Origin of the sequence: Cyanobium sp. Alchichica 3B3-8F6, assembly GCF_024346435.1 — a bacterium.
Classification (GTDB): Bacteria; Cyanobacteriota; Cyanobacteriia; order PCC-6307; family Cyanobiaceae; genus Cyanobium_A.
Genome location: NZ_JAGQCZ010000001.1, coordinates 211,147 through 226,227, shown reverse-complemented (window position 1 = coordinate 226,227; position 15,081 = coordinate 211,147). Strand labels below are relative to the sequence as shown.

Here is a 15,081-nt window from a genome sequence, read left to right as displayed (position 1 = left end):
GGGGCCCGATAGATCCCGCTTTGACAGCCAGCACCCAGGTCAGCAACCAGATCACCTCAGGCAGCGACTGCACGGCGGCTTTCCGGGCCGCCTATGAAAATCGCTACACCTGGGAGCCGGATTTCGGAGGTTATCAGGGCCGCTGCATCTGGGAGCAAGACGAAAAGAAGGTCGAGGGCAGCTTCGTGGTGGGCGCAGACCTCAAGGCCACGGTGACTGGCGTCGCCGATGAGGAGATTCACAAGGCCCTGGCCTCCCAACTGTGGGAGGTGGCGATCCACCGGGTGCGGCGCAGCTTTGAGCAAACCCACGGCGCCAACACCTTCAGCGCCGGCGACACCGACGCGGTGGGCACTGAGGTGATCGTGGGCGGCAAAAACGAAGGCGATCGCTATCGCATCAAGGCAAATGTGGTGACGATGGTGCATCGCCACATTCACGGCACCGTGGTGACGATCTTCACCGAGAGCACAACAGACACCGGCAGCGGCTACCTGAGCCGCAGCTACACCAGCCAGTACGCCGATCCAGCAACTGGCGCAGCCAAGGGGGGCATCAGCCGTTTCACCGACACCTTTGTGCCCCTGGCTCGGGTGGGCCCCTGGGTGCTGAGCGAGCGGGTGGTTGAGACCGCTGCCCATGGCGACACGCCGGCCGGCCGCCAGGTGTTTCGTTTCGAGGATCTTGCCCCCTTGGCTTAAGCCAAGAGGCTGCTGCTAGGCACAATGCAGCCATGTTTTCCCTTTGGATTGGTGCCTACGACCAGGGCTTGGCCTATGCCGGTCTGGCCCTGGGCACCTACCTAACCCTGCGCGTCCTCAACTTCCCAGACCTCACGGTGGACGGGTCCTTTGCCCTGGGTGGTGGCACCGCTGCCGTGTTGATCAGTCAGGGCGCCCCGGTGCCGGTGGCCTTGGGGCTGGCGATCTTGTTTGGCTGCCTGGCGGGCACGGTGACTGGCCTGATTCACACCCGGCTGGGGGTGAATGATCTATTTGCCGGCATCCTCACCACCACCGGCCTTTATTCGATCACCCTGCGGCTGATGGGGCGCTCCAACATCCCCCTGTCTGAAACCCCAGCTGGAATTCTGGCCCTGCCCGACCTGGGCCTGGGCCTAGATGGTCAGTGGGCCGTAGGATTAACCCTGGCGACGCTTGGGATGATCCTGCTGATCTCCTTCCTGCTGGCCACCGATTTCGGCCTGTCTTTGCGCGCCCTGGGCAACAACCCCACCATGGCCCGCGCCAACGGCATCAACCAGCGCCGCGGGCTCACGGTGGGAATCGCTGCTGCCAATGGTCTGGTGGCCCTGGCCGGGGCGCTGGTTGCCACCTATCAGGGCTTTGCCGACGTGACCATGGGCATCGGCTCGCTGATCCTGGGACTAGGCATGGTGATCATTGGCGAATCGGTGCTGCGGCCCCGCTCGCTGCCCTGGGCCCTGCTGGCGGTGTCGGTGGGGGCGATTTTGTTCCGCACCATGATCGCCATCGCCCTGCAGTTGGGCCTCGAACCGGTTGATCTCAAGTTGGCAACGGCCCTGCTGCTGCTGATCGCCCTGGCCTTCGGGCGGCTGCGCATACCTGGGCTTTCGGCAGACCAGGGGAGGCAGGAGCAATGAGTTCTGCCCCTGCTCTCAGCGTCCCGGGCCTCAGCGTTGAGGAGCTCAGCTGGGGCCATCCCCTGCCGGGATCGGGCTGGCGCCAATTATTCAGCGGTTTCTCGCTGAGCTGCCCCCCGGGTCAGTTTCTGGTGGTGATTGGCAGCAACGGCTCCGGCAAGAGCACCCTGCTCAATCTGGTGGCTGGCACCCTGCGCCACAGCGCCGGCCGTATTCACCTGGGCGGCCGCCCCCTGCACCGCCTGCGAGATCACCAGCGGGCCCGCTGGATTGGCCGGGTGATGCAAAACCCTCTGGAGGGCACATGTCCGGGGCTTACCGTGGCTGAAAACCTGCGGCTGGCGGAGCGGCGCAACAGGCCAGCCAGGTTTGCAGCAGGTTTTTTGATTAGTGCCTTTGGTGGCATCCATCCCAATGGCGGCGACCGCAGGCGCTACCGCGAGCTGCTGGGCGAGCTGGGCTTGCCCCTGGCCGACCGGCTCGATGAACCGGTGGGTCAACTTTCCGGAGGACAGCGCCAGAGCCTCAGCCTGGTGATGGCAACCCTGGGTTCCCCGGATCTGCTGCTGCTCGATGAGCACACCGCTGCCCTTGACCCCCGGGCCGAAGCAACGGTGATGGCGCTCACCGACAGGTTGGTGCGCCAGCTGGGCACCACCGCCTTGATGGTGACCCACAGCCTCGAGCAGGCCCTGAGCCACGGCGACCGGTTGGTGATGCTCCATGAGGGTGGCTTGATTGGCGATTGGAATGCTGCCGAGCGTGAACATCTCGACCCGGCCGCATTGCGGTCGATGTATGGCGCCGCCATAGTTGCGCCGCAGTCTTCCAGTGCCCCAGATGGGTCTTCAGCGTCGTGAATTTCTGAGCCTGGTTGGGGCTGGCGCTGTGAGCACGGTGGTGCTCTCCGCCTGCGGCAAGCTCGGTGGTGGCGCCAAGGTGAAAGGCCCCACCATCGGCATGCTGCAGATGGTGGAAGCTCCGCCTCCGACCAACACCCGCAAGGGCTTCGAAGCGGCCCTGGCAGAAGCGGGCTACATATCTGGCAAAACGGTCAACTTCATCCAGAAGGATGCGGCCGGCGAAATGCCCAACACCACCCTGGTGATGAAGCAGTTTGTGGGCGACCAGGTGGACATGATCCTGGCGGTGGGCACCCCGCCCCTGCAGGCCGCCATGAAGGTGGCCCCAGAAACCACTCCGGTGGTGTTCTGCTACTGCTCCAATCCCTGGGGTGCCGGTGCCGGCACGCCCCCGGGTGGCGTGGGGCAGCACAAGCCAAATGTGGTCGGCACGATCGGCACCAACCCGGTGGGCAAGGAGCTCGATTTGGCTCGCCAAATCAACCCTGAGCTCAAAACCGTGGGTCTGATCTTCAACCCCGGCGAGCCCAACTCCGAATACGAGGCCAAGGTGCTCAAGGAGGAGGCGGCCAAACGCAACATCACCGTTGTGGAGCAGTCGGTGGCCAACTCCGGCGAAGTGCTGCAAGCCGCCCAGGTGCTGGCCGACAAGAAGGTCGAGGCCTTCGTGAAGATCGGCGATTACGCCACGATTCAGGGCTTCGGCTCGATTGCCAAGGTGGGTCTCGAGAAGAAGATCCCCGTGTATTCGGTGGATGCCGACGACATCAAGCTGCCCGGCTGCCTGGCCACGATCGGCTGGGCCTACTTCGATGACGGCTACGCAGCAGGTAAGCTGGCGGTGCGGGTATTGAAGGGAGAATCGCCGGCCAAAATGGCCTTCGAGCCCCTCACCAAAACTGAGTTGATGGTGAACAAGGCCACCGCCGCAGCGATTGGGGTGACCCTGCCTGAGGAGCTAATCAAGGAAGCCCAGAAGGTGGTGAGCTAGAGCCCACCCCCATCAGATCAACCCTCTTTTCAGGGAAGGGGGGTGATGTTTTGCAGCTTGTCGTTGAGCTGGCTGGCCATGGCTTGGCGGCCCACGGCAAGCACCTTCAAGGTGTCTTCATGCATGCGCAGCTGGGCGTCAGCAACCTGCATGCCCCGCACCAGCTCCTTCATTTCATCCGGCAAGCCGTTTAGGTCGTAGCGCTTGCCCTCGAAGGTGAGCACGGGCGGCTGGTTATCGGATTGCTGGGCGACGTTGTCCACGAGAGGCAAATTTCTGCAGGTCTCAGGATACGGGTGGCAGGCCAACCGGTCGCTTGAAGAAAAACATCAGCAGGGGCCCCACCTGGGCTGCCTCCACCATCTCCCAATTCTCCTTGCCGAGGGCATTGAGGAAAAATTGCAGCTGCTCCGCCGGGTGGCGTGGCTTGGTGGCGGCAGCGTCGTACTGCTGGGGGAATTCCTGCTTCAGAAACTCCGGGCTGAGGGCGCCGCCCAGCCGCTCACTATCGGCCTCGGGGGAGGGAGGCCCTGGTGGATTGCCGCTTTCCACGTTGATGTGGATCACCCGGTATTCCCACGTCATCACGTCTGCAGATGAATGAACTGGCGCTCGCAGAGCTCGCGGTAGCGGCCTCCCTGCGCCATGAGCGCATTGTGACTGCCTTGCTCCACGATCCGCCCGCCATCGAGCACCAGGATCCGGTTAGCTCCCTGAACGGTGGCGAGGCGGTGGGCGATCACCAGCACGGTGCGTCCCGCCATCGCCTGCTCCAGCCCCCGCTGCACCGCCTCTTCGGCCTCGGCATCCAGGGCGCTGGTGGCTTCATCCAGCAACAGCACGGCGGGGTTGCCCAGCACGGCGCGGGCGATGGCCAGGCGTTGCAGCTGACCGCCGGAGAAGTTGCTGCCCCGCTCTTCGATGCGGCTGGCGTAGCCCTGGGGCAGGGCCTCAATGAACCCAGCGGCGTTGGCCAGCTCGGCGGCCTGCCGGATCGCCGCCTCGCTGGCGGGCCGCCCGAAGGCGATCGCCTCGGCCACGGTGCCCGAAAACACGCTGCTCTGCTGGGGCACCAGGGCCACCGCCCGGCGCAGGTCCCGGGCCCGCAGGTCGGCGAGGTTTTGGCCATCAAGCAGCACCCGGCCCTGCTGGGCGGTGTTGAAGCGCAGCAGCAGCGAAAACAGGGTGCTCTTGCCGGCCCCCGAGGGGCCGACCAAGGCCACCACCTGCCCCGGTTCAACGGCCAGGTTGAGGTCGTGCAGCACAGGCTGGCCAGGGCTGTAGCCGAAGCGCACCTGCTCGAGCACCAGCGCGCCACGCACGGGCCCGAGAGGTTGGGCCGTGGGGCTGTCGGGTGCTTCCACCGGTTCTGTTTCAATGGCCCGCAGCCGACGCAGCGAGGCCTGGCCCTGCTGGAATTCGTTGAAGTTGGTGGTGAGGTGGGAGATCGGATCGATCAGCATCAGCAGCGCCGCCACATAGCTGCTGAACCCCTGGCTGCTGAGGCCACCCACCTGGATGCGGGCGGCGCCGATCAGCAGCACCGTGAGAATGCCGGCGGCCTCCAGGAAGCCCACCACCGGATGCTGCAGGGCCAGCAGCTTCAGGGTGCGGTAGCGGGCTCGGCGGTGCAGGTCGATCTCGGCGTCAAAGCGCTGCTGCAGCCAGGGTTCCGCGGCAAAAGCGCGCACCAGCGGCAGCCCGCCAATCGCCTCACCCAGCAGGCCGGCCAGCTCGCTCACCTGCTTCTGGCTGCGCTCGGCCGCCGCCATCACCCGGGCGCCGAAGCTGCTCACCAACAGCACCACCAGGGGGGCCAGCAGCAGGGTGGCGAGGGCCAGGGGCCAGTCGAGCCACACCATGTAGCCCAGCACCACCACCAATTGCAGGGCGCTGGGGGTGGTGTCTTGGATGGTCTTGTAGATCACCTCGCCAACGCGGTCGGCGTCTTCGGTGAGGCGGTAGGTGAGGTCGCCGGCCGAGAGCTTCTCCAGGGCGCCAAACTCCAGGCGCTGCAGCCGGGCAAACAGCCCACGGCGCAGCTCCTGGCTCACGCGTAGGGCCGGGCCGGCCAGCAGGGTGTCCTGGCCAAACTGGGCCGCCTTCTGCACCAGAAACAAGCCCAAGGCCGCCGCGATCGTGCGCAGCACCACTGGGAAGTTGCCGGCGCCGATGGCGGGGATGAGCTGACCGGCCAGCCAGGCCAGCAGCGGCCAACAGCTCACGTAGATGAGGATGCACAGACCCCCGGCCAGCAGGCGCCTGCCGTAGGGCTTCAGCAGCGGCCAGAGGTGACGGAAGCCGGCCAGCGACGGTGCAAGCATGCAGTCACGGTATCGCCACCGTTGCGGGCTCATCCTTGAAACTCGATCAATTCCTCAAGTACCAGGGCCTGGTGGGCACCGGCGGTGAAGCCAAGCTGCGCATTCAACGGGGGGATGTGCGCGTCAATGGCGCCATCGAAACCCGCCGGGGTCGCCAGCTGGCCCTGGGGGATGCGGTGGCCCTCGATGGCCGCGAGGTGTTGTTCACGCCGCCCCGTGAGGTGCCCAGAGCCCGGCCCTGATCCAGGGTTCAGGGAGTGACCGGCGGCCCATTAGGTTTTGCTGACGTCGTTGGGGTGGGCCGGTGCGCAAGGCCGTGATCGCGGGCAACTGGAAGATGCACATGACCTGCGCTGAGACGCGGGTGTTTGCGGCCACGTTCCGACCGCTGATTGCCGATCTCACCGACGACCGGGAGGTTGTGATCGCTCCGCCTTTCACCTCGATTCCCACCCTCTGCCGCCACCTCGCGGGGGCCGGGGTGCAGATTGCTGGTCAGAACGTGCACTGGGAGGACCAGGGCGCCTACACCGGCATGATCTCGGCGCCGATGCTGGTGGAGCACGGCGTCAGCCACGCGATCGTGGGCCACAGCGAGCCGCGCAAGTACTACAGCGAGAGTGATGAGCAGATCAATCTGCGGGCCCGCAACGCCCAGATCCATGGCCTGATCCCGATACTCTGCGTGGGCGAGAGCCTCGACCAGCGCGAGTCCAACGAAACCGAGCGGGTGATTCACCGCCAGATCGAGCAGGGGCTGGAGGATGTGGACCCCACTCGGCTGATCGTGGCCTATGAGCCTATCTGGGCGATCGGTACCGGCAAAACCTGTGCCGCCGAGGAGGCCAACCGCATCTGCGGGCTGATCCGCGGCTGGGTGGGCAATGCCAGTGTCACGGTGCAATACGGCGGTTCGGTGAATCCGGCCACCATCGACGACCTGATGGCCCAGAGCGAGATCGACGGCGTGCTGGTGGGTGGTGCTTCCCTCGATGCGGTGAGCTTCGCCCGCATCGCCAACTACGGCCGCTGAGGGGAGTCGCCTGATGGGCGAGCCTCGCTTCCCCTGGGGTGGGCGCACTGCCGTGATGGGGGTGCTTAACCTTACCCCCGACTCCTTCAGTGAAGGCGGGAGGTTGGCCAGTGTGGAGGCCGCAGTGCGACAGGCCGGCCTGATGCTGGTCCAGGGGGCTGATCTGCTCGATCTGGGTGCCCAGAGCACCCGCCCCGGTGCCGAGGAGGTGGGGCCGCAGCGGGAGCTGGAGCGGCTTTTGCCGGCCCTGGCCGCGATTCGCGCTGCCCATCCCAACGCCCTGCTCTCGATCGACACCTTTCACGCCCCCGTGGCCGAGGCCGCCCTGGCGGCTGGGGCCCACTGGATCAACGATGTGAGCGGCGGCCGCCGCGATCCCGCCTTGCTGCGGCTGGCGGCGTCGGCGGGGTGCCCCCTGGTGCTGATGCACAGCCGCGGCGATAGCCGCAGCATGGATCAACTGGCGCACTACGACGATGTGGTGGGGGAGGTGCGCGCTGGCCTGCTTGAGGCCACCGAAACCGCGATCGCGGCGGGCGTGCGCCCCACTCAGGTGATCTGGGATCCGGGTCTGGGCTTTGCCAAGGACACGGGCCACAACCTGGCGCTGCTGCGGGGCCTGGCGCTGTTGGCGGGCGAGGGCTTTCCACTGCTGGTGGGCCCCTCACGCAAGCGCTTCATCGGGGCCGTGCTGAACGAATCCCGGCCTCGGGCGCGGCTCTGGGGCACGGCGGCGGTGTGCGGCTTTGCCATCGCCCAGGGGGCGCGGATCCTGCGGGTGCATGACGTGGGGCCGATCGCGCAGACCGCCCGCATGGCCGATGCCCTTCAGGGCTCCGTGACACCTTCGATCCGGTCTTCGATCTCCTGGTAGATCTCCTGCAGTTGGGCGATGTTCTCGTCGCTGGTTTCCCAGTAGCCGCGGCCGTTCACTTCCAGCAGGGTGCCCACGATGCGGCGGAAGCTGTGGGGGTTGAGCTCCATCAGCCGCTTGCGCATCTCCGGGTCGTTGATGAAGGTGTCGTTGGCTTCCTCATACACGAAGTTGTCCACCGCGCCGCTGGTGGCACTCCAACCCAGGGTGAAGTTGAGCCGCTTGGCGACTTCGCGCACACCCTCATAGCCGCTGTTCAGCATGCCCTCATACCACTTGGGGTTGAGCAGCTTGGTGCGCGAATCGAGCCGAATTGTTTCACTAAGTGAGCGCACCTGGGCATTGGCGGTGGTGGTGTCGGCGATGTAACTCGATGGTGCCTTGCCGTCGTCGCGCAGGCCCCGGATCAGCTTGGTGGGATCGGAATCGAAGTAGTGGCTCACATCGGTGAGTGAGATCTCGGCAGAATCCAGGTTCTGGAAGGTCACATCGGCAGTTTTCATCGCCGATTCGAACACGTCGCGGTTCTGGTTCATCTCGCCGGGATTATCGGCGTTGAAGGCAAAGGTTTTGCGCGAGAGGTACATCTCCTGCAGCTCGTTCTCCTCCTCCCAGGTGCTGTTCTCCACCGCCAGGTTGACGTTGGAGGAATAACTGCCGCTGGCATTGGAGAACACCCGGGTGGCCGCGTCCCGCAGGGAGACGCCCTGGGCTTCGGCCTGCTCCTGGGCGTGACGCCGCACGAAGTTCATCTCCAGGGGCTCATCGGCCTCGGCCGCCATCTTCACGCCCTGGTCGATCAGGCCCATCTGGTTGATGAACAGGTCGCGGAACACGCCGCTGCAATTGACCACCACGTCGATGCGGGGGCGGCCCAGTTCTTCAAGGGAAATCAGTTCGAGCTTGTTCACCCGGCCGAGGGAATCGGGCACGGGCCGCACGCCGATGAACCACAGGATCTGGGCCAGCGATTCGCCGTAGGTCTTGATGTTGTCGGTGCCCCAGAGCACGCAGGCGATGGTTTCGGGCCAGGCGCCCTGCTCCGCCTTCTGGCGCTCGATCAGCCGGTCCACCACCACCTTGGCCGCTGCAATCGCGGCGCGGGTGGGAATCGACTGGGGATCAAGGGCGTGGATGTTCTTGCCGCTGGGCAGCACGCCGGGGTTGCGGATCGGATCGCCGCCCGGGCCGGGCAGCACGTATTCGCCATCGAGGGCCTTGAGCAGGCTCTCCATCTCCATGTCGGCGCAGATCTGCTCGAGGCAGAAGCGCAAGTAACCAAACAATTTGTCGAGCTCGGCTTGATCCACCTCGCCAAAGCCGGCGCTGCGGCAGGCGCTCAGCCAGGGGCTGGGCAGCTTGAAGCCAAACTGCTCGAGCAGCTTGAACAGCCAACCGAAGTTTTCGCGCAGGGTCACCCGGCCATCGGCGCCGGTGACGGCCTTCACCATCGCGCCCACCGCTGCGCGACACACCTCGGTGATGGTGCAGTTGAGCTCCACATCGGCGAGCACGCCCTCGTCGTTGCCCTTGTAGACGTCGGCAATCGTGCGGCCCCGGCTCTCGGCCAGCAGGCCTGGCAGGGAGCGCAGACCGTCTTCCTCGCGCTCGAGAGCAGCGATGTTCACCAGGGTGGCGATTGCCTCTTCGGCGGTGGGAGGCTTGCCGATCGTGTGCAGACCGCAGGGCAGCAGCCGGCTCTCGATCTCCATCAGTTGGCGGTACACCGCCCCCACCACGCCGTCGCGGCCGTCGAGGTCGAGCTCGGAGCCGTCGACGTCGGGCAGCACCACGTCTTTGTCAAGGTTGCACTGGCGCGCCGTTTCCACGATCGCGTTGACGATCTGCACGCCTCTAGAGCCTTCGCGCAGCTGCTGGTAGGAGCCCACCAGCTCACCCAGCTCCTTGAGGCCCTTGTAGAGGCCAGCGTTTTCAGCTGGCGGCGTGAGGTAGCTGATCGTGGAGGCGTAGCCGCGCCGTTTGGCGATCGTGGCCTCGCTCGGGTTGTTGGCGGCGTAGTAATAGAGGTTGGGCAGGGCGCCGATCAGCGAATCGGGGTAGCAGGTTTCGCTCATGCCCATCTGCTTGCCGGGCATGAACTCCAGCGAGCCGTGGGTGCCGAAGTGCAGCACCGCATCGGCCTGCCACACCTTCTCCAGGTAGGTGTAGTAGGCGGCAAAGCCGTGGTGGGGGCTGGCGCTGCGCGAATAGAGCAGCCGCATCGGGTCGCCCTCGTAGCCAAACGTCGGCTGTACGCCGACAAACACGTTGCCGAAGTGGCGGCCGTAGATCAGCAGGTTGGTGCCATCGCTGTTGAGGTTGCCGGGGGGCTTGCCCCAGTTTTCTTCGAGCCGCTCGGAATAGGGAGTGAGCCGCTCGTATTCCTCCACGCTCATGCGGTGGGCGATCGCCAGCTCCGGGGCGCCCTGGAGCGCTTCGGGGTCGTTGATCACCGCCTCCATCAGCGCCTTGGAGTTGTGCGGGAGATCCTGCACGTCGTAGCCCTTGGCCTTCATCTCCTCGAGCACCCGGTGGATCGAGCCGAACACATCGAGGTAGGCGGCGGTGCCCACGTTGCCCTTGTCGGGCGGAAAGCTGAACACGGTGATCGCCAGCTTCTTCTCGGCCCGGGGCTTCACCCGCAGCGAAGCCCAGCGAATCGCCCGCTCGGCGATCGCATCCACCCGGTCCTGCAGGGTGTGGGCCTTGCCGGTGGCGTCATCGCGGCCGCTCAGCACGATCGGCTCGATGGCACCATCGAGTTCGGGGATGGCGATCTGCAGCGCCACCTGCACCGGGTGCAGGCCCAGGTCGCTCTCCTCCCACTCCTGGGTGGTCTGGAACACCAGCGGTAGGGCCACCATGTAGGGGCGGTTGAGCTTTTTCAGCACCTCGATCGCCTTGGGATGGTCCTGACGGGCCGGGCCACCGACCAGGGCAAAGCCGGTGAGCGACACCACCCCATCCACCAGGGGCACGTCCGGGTTGAGCGGGTCGTAGAAGAAGGCATTCACCGGCTTGGTGAAGTCGAGCCCGCCGCAGAACACCGGAATCACGGTGGCGCCGCGGTATTCCAGCTCCTGAATGATCGCCACGTAGTGGGCCTCATCGCCGGTGACAATGTGGCTGCGCTGCAGCACCAAGCCGATCACAGGACCCTTGCGGGCCGCCTCAGATAGCTCGCTGCGGCTGGCGGTCCAGTTGAGGTATTCCTTGAGGTCTTCGAACATCCCCGGCGCCAGGGGGTGCCAGATGCCCAGGTCGGGAAACACCTCGGGCTCGGCCACCACCACGGCGGCGCGGTCGCTGTCGCCCTTCGGGAACACGTATTTGTCGGCCAGCATCAACAGGAAATTCCTGAGGTTGTCTGGCGTGCCGCCCAGCCAATACTGGAAGCTGAGCATGAAGGAGCGGGCGTCTTGAGCCTTCTCCACCGGCAGATATTTGAGAACCGTCGGCAGGGTGTTGAGCAGCTTCAACATCGCGTCCTGGAAGCCGGCGCCGCCAGCCTCCTTGCGCTTTTTCATGAAGCTGGCGATGGCGCTCTTGCTCTGGCCCAGCTGGGCCATCGAGAAGGTGCCGAGCTTGTTGAGCCGCATCACCTCCGGCATGGAGGGGAACACCACCGCCGCCTTGAGCCGGTCGCGGTGGGGGGCCACCGCCTCCACCACTTTCTGAGCCAGGTCCTCAATGAAGATCAGCGAAGCGATGAACACATCGGCTGAGGCCACATCGGCCTGGAAGTCGGCGTAGTTCTGGGGGTCGCGCAGCTCCTCGATCAGGTAGCCGCTCAGCTCGATCGCCAGGGGGCCGTTCTGGGCGTTGAGCGAGGTGGCGGCCTGGGTGAGGGCGTTTTGATATTGGGGTTCGAGCACCACATACACGGCCTTCATCACGGCCCGGCCGTTCACGTCGCCCGGGGTGACGCGGCGGTTGGTGGAGCGGACCTGCGTGAACATGCGCGCGGTGGGAGTGAGCACTGGAAAGGAATCTACGGAGGGAGGCGCCGGGATGCCAGCGCTGCACGCCGTTGAGCCATAGGCTCGCGAACACTGCTACCGCCGCCATGTCCAGCTCTGCCACGCCTCCGCCGGCGCCGATCCCCGTGGTGGTGGCCGGTGCCCTGGGCCGCATGGGCGCCGAAGTGGTGAAGGCGGTGCAGACCGCGGCGGATTGCGCGTTGGTGGGGGCGATCGACACCACGCCGGACAAGGAGGGCACGGATGTGGGCCTCGAACTCGGGCTGGGCGAGCTGGAGGTGGCGATCACTGCCGATTTCGAGGGGGTCCTCTGCCAGGCCAGTCAGGCTGCCCGCCAGGGTGGCGCGGCGGTGCTGGTGGATTTTACCCACCCCTCGGTGGTCTATGAGCACACCCGCGCCGCGATTGCCTACGGGGTGCATCCCGTGATCGGCACCACCGGCCTGAGCCCGCAGCAGCTGACCGATCTTGCCGCCTTTGCCGACAAAGCCTCGGTGGGCGGGGCCGTGATCCCCAACTTCTCGGTGGGCATGGTGCTGCTGCAGCAGGCCGCCGCCGCCGCCGCCCGCTTCTACGACTTCGCTGAGCTCACCGAGCTGCACCACAACCGCAAGGCCGATGCCCCCAGTGGCACCTGCATCAAGACCGCCGAGCTGATGGAAGAGCTGGGCAAATCCTTCAACCGCCAGCAGGTGGAGGAGCACGAAACCCTGGCTGGCTGCCGCGGCGGCCAGCGCGAGAGCGGCCTGCGGCTCCACTCCATCCGCCTGCCCGGTCTGGTGGCCCATCAGGAGGTCATGTTCGGAGCTCCCGGGGAGACCTACACCCTGCGCCACGACACGATTGATCGTTCCGCCTACATGCCTGGCGTGCTGCTCACGGTGCGCAAGGTGCGCCAGCTGGGTGGCCTGGTGTATGGCCTGGAGAGGTTGCTCTGATGTTGATTCCGCTTCGACCGGGTGAACTGCCGCGTTTGATCCCAGCGGTCGCCACTGGACCCCAGTTCAACGCCTGCACCGGCAACCCCCGCAAGGTGCTGCAGCGGGTGCTGATCTCGGTGATCGGCGCCGTGATCACCCTGCTGATCAGCCAGACCTTGTTGTTCACCAGTCAGTTCGGTCCAGTGTTTCTGGTGGTGGGCGTGGTGTTTGCCCTCTACCTGCTCTGGGGGCCGATCCTGGAGGCGGGCCAGAAAAACGCCACCCTGCGCCGCTACCCGGCCGCCGCCCTGTTTGAGGGTGAGGTCGCCGACCTCTACACCCGCGAGATCGTTGAGGAGCGCCGCGAGCAGGCCAACAACAACGGCCGCCTCGAGCTGGTGGAAAACCGGCGCACCTGGCTCACCCTTGAGCTGGCGGATGAGGAGGGCTATCTCGGCAAGGTGCGCTTCCCGTTCGAGAAGAAGCACCAGCAGATCCGGGCCGGCATGGTGGTGCGGGTGCTGGTGCTCAGCGAGCGCAAGGACTTCTCACGGGTGGGGGCGATCAGCGACGCCTGGCTCCCCCAGCTGAAGCTGTGGGTGGGCGAGTACCCGTTCCTGCTGCGGCCGGCCTTTGAAGAGCTCTGCCTGAAGCGGTTCCGCTAACGCCAATGCGTGGCTGGCGCCGCCTGGCGTTGGACGTGTTGGCTGTTTTTGGAAACTGGACGTTGTTCAACAGCCTGTTGAACAAACCGAAATCGCCTATGAGACGGGCTTCTCGCAGTGGGCACCCCGGCTCGCCCGCCACGATGAGCGCGGGACCCGTTATAGGCTGCAATATTGCGTTACAATTCATTTATTGCCACGCCAGAGGCTCCTCGTGACTCAGACCACCCCCTCCATCGAAGCCGCCACTATCCGCGGTGCCACCGTCACCACCGAAGACGGCGGCCGCCTCAACGCCTTTGCTACCGAGCCCCGCATTGAAGTGGTGTCCACCGAGAGCGGCTGGGGCTTCCATGAGCGCGCCGAAAAGCTCAACGGCCGCATGGCCATGCTCGGCTTCATCGCCCTGCTCGCCACCGAATTCGCCCTGGGCGGTGAATCCTTCACCCGCGGTCTGCTCGGCATCGGCTGAGGCTCCTGCTGAGCCATCGCCGCAGCACTTTTGCTGCGGCTTTTTTGTGCCCCTGCCCTGGGCTGCGCTATCTCCCGCCATGGTTCCTTCAAATCCGGTGTTGCGGGCCCAGGTGAACGGGGCGGGACCCACCGGAGCCCTGGCGGCGCTCGCCCTGGCGGATGCCGGCTGGCAGGTGTCCATCAGCGACCCGTTGCTCGCCGCCAGCCTGCTGGAGCGCAACCGGGCCTACGCCTTCACCCACTCCAGCCAGCGCCTGCTTGCGCAGTTAGGGCTGTGGGAGGAGCTCCGAGCGGCCATGGTGCCGTTCCGCTCCCTGCAGCTGCTGGATCTGGCCATCGATCAGCAGGTGCCCTTTGGCCTGGCGGATCTGGGCCGGCGGCTGGCGGCCGCCCCTGGAGCGGCGGTGGGTTGGGTGGCCCTGCACCGTCCCCTGCTCGGCGTGCTTCTGGAGCGCCTGGCCGCCCACCCAGCCATCAGCCTGAAGCTGGGGGTGGGGGCAACAGCGGATCCTGCCCGCCCGGCTGATCTGAGCTCGGCAGATCTGAGCCCGGCTGATCTGAATGCGGCAGATCTGATCGTGGCCGCCGACGGGCCCCATTCCCCCAGCCGCGACGCCCTCGGCATCGGGGTGGTTCAGTGGCCCTACCGCCAGAGCTGCCTCACGGCCCTTGTGCAGCTGCGCGGCAGCGCCGACGACCAGGCCTGGGAGCTGCTGCGTCCGGAAGGGCCGTTTGCAGTGTTGCCCCTGGGGGCAGGGCAGTTTCAGCTGGTGTGGAGTGCGCCGGCTCCGCGTTGCCGTCAGCTCGAGAGCCTGGGCGATGCCGCCTTTCTCGATGCCCTCGCCGGGGCCCTGCCGGATCAGCTCCAACCCGATGCTCTGCTCGACGACCCTCGGGCTTTCCCGGTGTCGTTGTTGCTGGCCCGCCGGCTGCACCGCGGCCGCACGGTGCTGGTGGGGGAAAGTGGCCACCGCTGCCATCCGGTGGGCGGCCAGGGGCTGAATCTGTGCTGGCGCGACGTGGCCCAGCTGCATCGTTTGGCCCGGCGGGTGCGTGCCGGCCGCATGGCTGTGGAGCGGCTGCCAGCGGCCTACGGGCGCCGCCGCTGGCCCGATCTGTTGCTCACCCTGGTGGCTACCGACCTGCTGGTGCGTGTCTTCTCCAACCGCGCGCCACTGCTGCTGGCCCTGCGCCGGTTTGCCCTGCTCCTGCTGGCCCGCCTGGCGCCCCTGCGGCAGCTGTGCCTGGCGGCCATGACCCAAGGCCCTTGCCAGCTGCTGCGGCGTTGATCAGCATGGAGGTGCTCCAAGCGCTCGATCCCCCGCTGAGCTGC

At 66.1% G+C, this 15,081-nt stretch carries 15 protein-coding genes; 11 read left to right on the top strand and 4 right to left on the bottom strand.

Annotation, left to right across the window (positions count from 1 at the left end; genetic code table 11):
• The first annotated feature begins 20 nt into the window (after positions 1–20).
• From KBY65_RS01310 to KBY65_RS01295, 4 genes are read left to right on the top strand one after another with little or no spacing between them, the layout of a single operon-like run.
• Positions 21–701 (top strand): DUF3386 domain-containing protein, encoded by a 681-nt coding sequence (locus KBY65_RS01310; protein ID WP_233128424.1) that lies wholly within the window; start codon positions 21–23, stop codon positions 699–701.
• A 32-nt stretch (positions 702–733) separates the two neighbouring features.
• Positions 734–1,624 carry an ABC transporter permease gene (locus tag KBY65_RS01305; protein WP_094559339.1) on the top strand — a complete coding sequence of 297 codons (891 nt, stop codon included), beginning with the start codon at positions 734–736 and terminating at the stop codon, positions 1,622–1,624.
• Entirely contained in the window at positions 1,621–2,484 is an 864-nt protein-coding gene (locus KBY65_RS01300) for an ABC transporter ATP-binding protein (protein ID WP_255000221.1), read from the top strand. The genes KBY65_RS01305 and KBY65_RS01300 overlap by 4 nt, the downstream gene beginning before the upstream one ends.
• A complete protein-coding gene (locus KBY65_RS01295; RefSeq protein ID WP_255000219.1) occupies positions 2,465–3,478 on the top strand; it encodes an ABC transporter substrate-binding protein in 1,014 nt (337 codons plus the stop codon). The genes KBY65_RS01300 and KBY65_RS01295 overlap by 20 nt, the downstream gene beginning before the upstream one ends.
• Before the next feature lie 29 nt (positions 3,479–3,507).
• Here KBY65_RS01295 and KBY65_RS01290 read toward each other — a convergent pair whose 3' ends face one another.
• The 3 genes from KBY65_RS01290 to KBY65_RS01280 are packed head-to-tail and all read right to left on the bottom strand — an operon-like array spanning position 3,508 to position 5,802.
• Complete coding sequence (locus KBY65_RS01290) at positions 3,508–3,750, bottom strand: DUF6447 family protein (protein WP_241518353.1); 243 nt, start codon at positions 3,748–3,750, stop codon at positions 3,508–3,510.
• 13 nt (positions 3,751–3,763) lie between these two features.
• On the bottom strand, positions 3,764–4,063 hold the full coding sequence (locus KBY65_RS01285) for a hypothetical protein (protein ID WP_255000217.1): 300 nt from the start codon (positions 4,061–4,063) through the stop codon (positions 3,764–3,766).
• On the bottom strand, positions 4,063–5,802 hold the full coding sequence (locus tag KBY65_RS01280) for an ABC transporter ATP-binding protein (RefSeq protein ID WP_255000215.1): 1,740 nt from the start codon (positions 5,800–5,802) through the stop codon (positions 4,063–4,065). Before KBY65_RS01280 ends, KBY65_RS01285 begins: the two co-directional genes overlap by 1 nt.
• Positions 5,803–5,837: 35 nt before the next feature.
• On the opposite strand from KBY65_RS01280, the gene KBY65_RS01275 reads away from it, so the two are divergent.
• The 3 genes from KBY65_RS01275 (at position 5,838) to folP (ending at position 7,709) form a co-directional block, all read left to right on the top strand.
• The gene (locus KBY65_RS01275) at positions 5,838–6,044 is read left to right on the top strand and encodes an RNA-binding S4 domain-containing protein (RefSeq protein ID WP_094559334.1); all 207 of its coding nucleotides are present in this window, start codon (positions 5,838–5,840) and stop codon (positions 6,042–6,044) included.
• Positions 6,045–6,106: 62 nt separating this feature from the next.
• A complete protein-coding gene (gene tpiA, locus KBY65_RS01270) occupies positions 6,107–6,835 on the top strand; it encodes a triose-phosphate isomerase (RefSeq protein WP_094559333.1) in 729 nt (242 codons plus the stop codon).
• Positions 6,836–6,890: 55 nt separating this feature from the next.
• A complete protein-coding gene (gene folP, locus KBY65_RS01265) occupies positions 6,891–7,709 on the top strand; it encodes a dihydropteroate synthase (RefSeq protein WP_094559332.1) in 819 nt (272 codons plus the stop codon).
• On the opposite strand, the gene KBY65_RS01260 is transcribed toward folP, so the two are convergent.
• Positions 7,664–11,668: a magnesium chelatase subunit H gene (locus KBY65_RS01260; RefSeq protein ID WP_255000213.1), complete on the bottom strand. Its 4,005-nt coding sequence runs from the start codon at positions 11,666–11,668 to the stop codon at positions 7,664–7,666. The two genes, folP and KBY65_RS01260, sit on opposite strands and share 46 nt — an antisense overlap.
• Positions 11,669–11,775: 107 nt before the next feature.
• On the opposite strand from KBY65_RS01260, the gene dapB reads away from it, so the two are divergent.
• The 4 genes from dapB to KBY65_RS01240 all read left to right on the top strand — a co-directional run bounded on the left by dapB (position 11,776) and on the right by KBY65_RS01240 (position 15,037).
• Entirely contained in the window at positions 11,776–12,627 is an 852-nt protein-coding gene (gene dapB / locus KBY65_RS01255) for a 4-hydroxy-tetrahydrodipicolinate reductase (RefSeq protein ID WP_094559330.1), read from the top strand.
• Entirely contained in the window at positions 12,627–13,274 is a 648-nt protein-coding gene (locus KBY65_RS01250) for a hypothetical protein (protein ID WP_255000211.1), read from the top strand. The genes dapB and KBY65_RS01250 overlap by 1 nt, the downstream gene beginning before the upstream one ends.
• A 214-nt stretch (positions 13,275–13,488) precedes the next feature.
• On the top strand, positions 13,489–13,746 hold the full coding sequence (locus tag KBY65_RS01245; protein WP_255000210.1) for a high light inducible protein: 258 nt from the start codon (positions 13,489–13,491) through the stop codon (positions 13,744–13,746).
• A 79-nt stretch (positions 13,747–13,825) separates the two neighbouring features.
• Positions 13,826–15,037 (top strand): FAD-dependent monooxygenase, encoded by a 1,212-nt coding sequence (locus KBY65_RS01240; RefSeq protein ID WP_255000209.1) that lies wholly within the window; start codon positions 13,826–13,828, stop codon positions 15,035–15,037.
• Positions 15,038–15,081: the final 44 nt, after the last annotated feature.

Coding starts and splice junctions, on each gene's coding strand:
- KBY65_RS01240 (WP_255000209.1), top strand. CDS start 13,826: ATGGTTCCTTCAAATCCGGTGTTGCGGGCCCAGGTGAACGGGGCGGGA.
- KBY65_RS01295 (WP_255000219.1), top strand. CDS start 2,465: ATGGGTCTTCAGCGTCGTGAATTTCTGAGCCTGGTTGGGGCTGGCGCT.
- dapB (WP_094559330.1), top strand. CDS start 11,776: ATGTCCAGCTCTGCCACGCCTCCGCCGGCGCCGATCCCCGTGGTGGTG.
- KBY65_RS01280 (WP_255000215.1), bottom strand. CDS start 5,802: ATGCTTGCACCGTCGCTGGCCGGCTTCCGTCACCTCTGGCCGCTGCTG.
- KBY65_RS01260 (WP_255000213.1), bottom strand. CDS start 11,668: ATGTTCACGCAGGTCCGCTCCACCAACCGCCGCGTCACCCCGGGCGAC.
- KBY65_RS01250 (WP_255000211.1), top strand. CDS start 12,627: ATGTTGATTCCGCTTCGACCGGGTGAACTGCCGCGTTTGATCCCAGCG.
- KBY65_RS01300 (WP_255000221.1), top strand. CDS start 1,621: ATGAGTTCTGCCCCTGCTCTCAGCGTCCCGGGCCTCAGCGTTGAGGAG.
- KBY65_RS01305 (WP_094559339.1), top strand. CDS start 734: ATGTTTTCCCTTTGGATTGGTGCCTACGACCAGGGCTTGGCCTATGCC.
- folP (WP_094559332.1), top strand. CDS start 6,891: ATGGGGGTGCTTAACCTTACCCCCGACTCCTTCAGTGAAGGCGGGAGG.
- KBY65_RS01285 (WP_255000217.1), bottom strand. CDS start 4,063: ATGACGTGGGAATACCGGGTGATCCACATCAACGTGGAAAGCGGCAAT.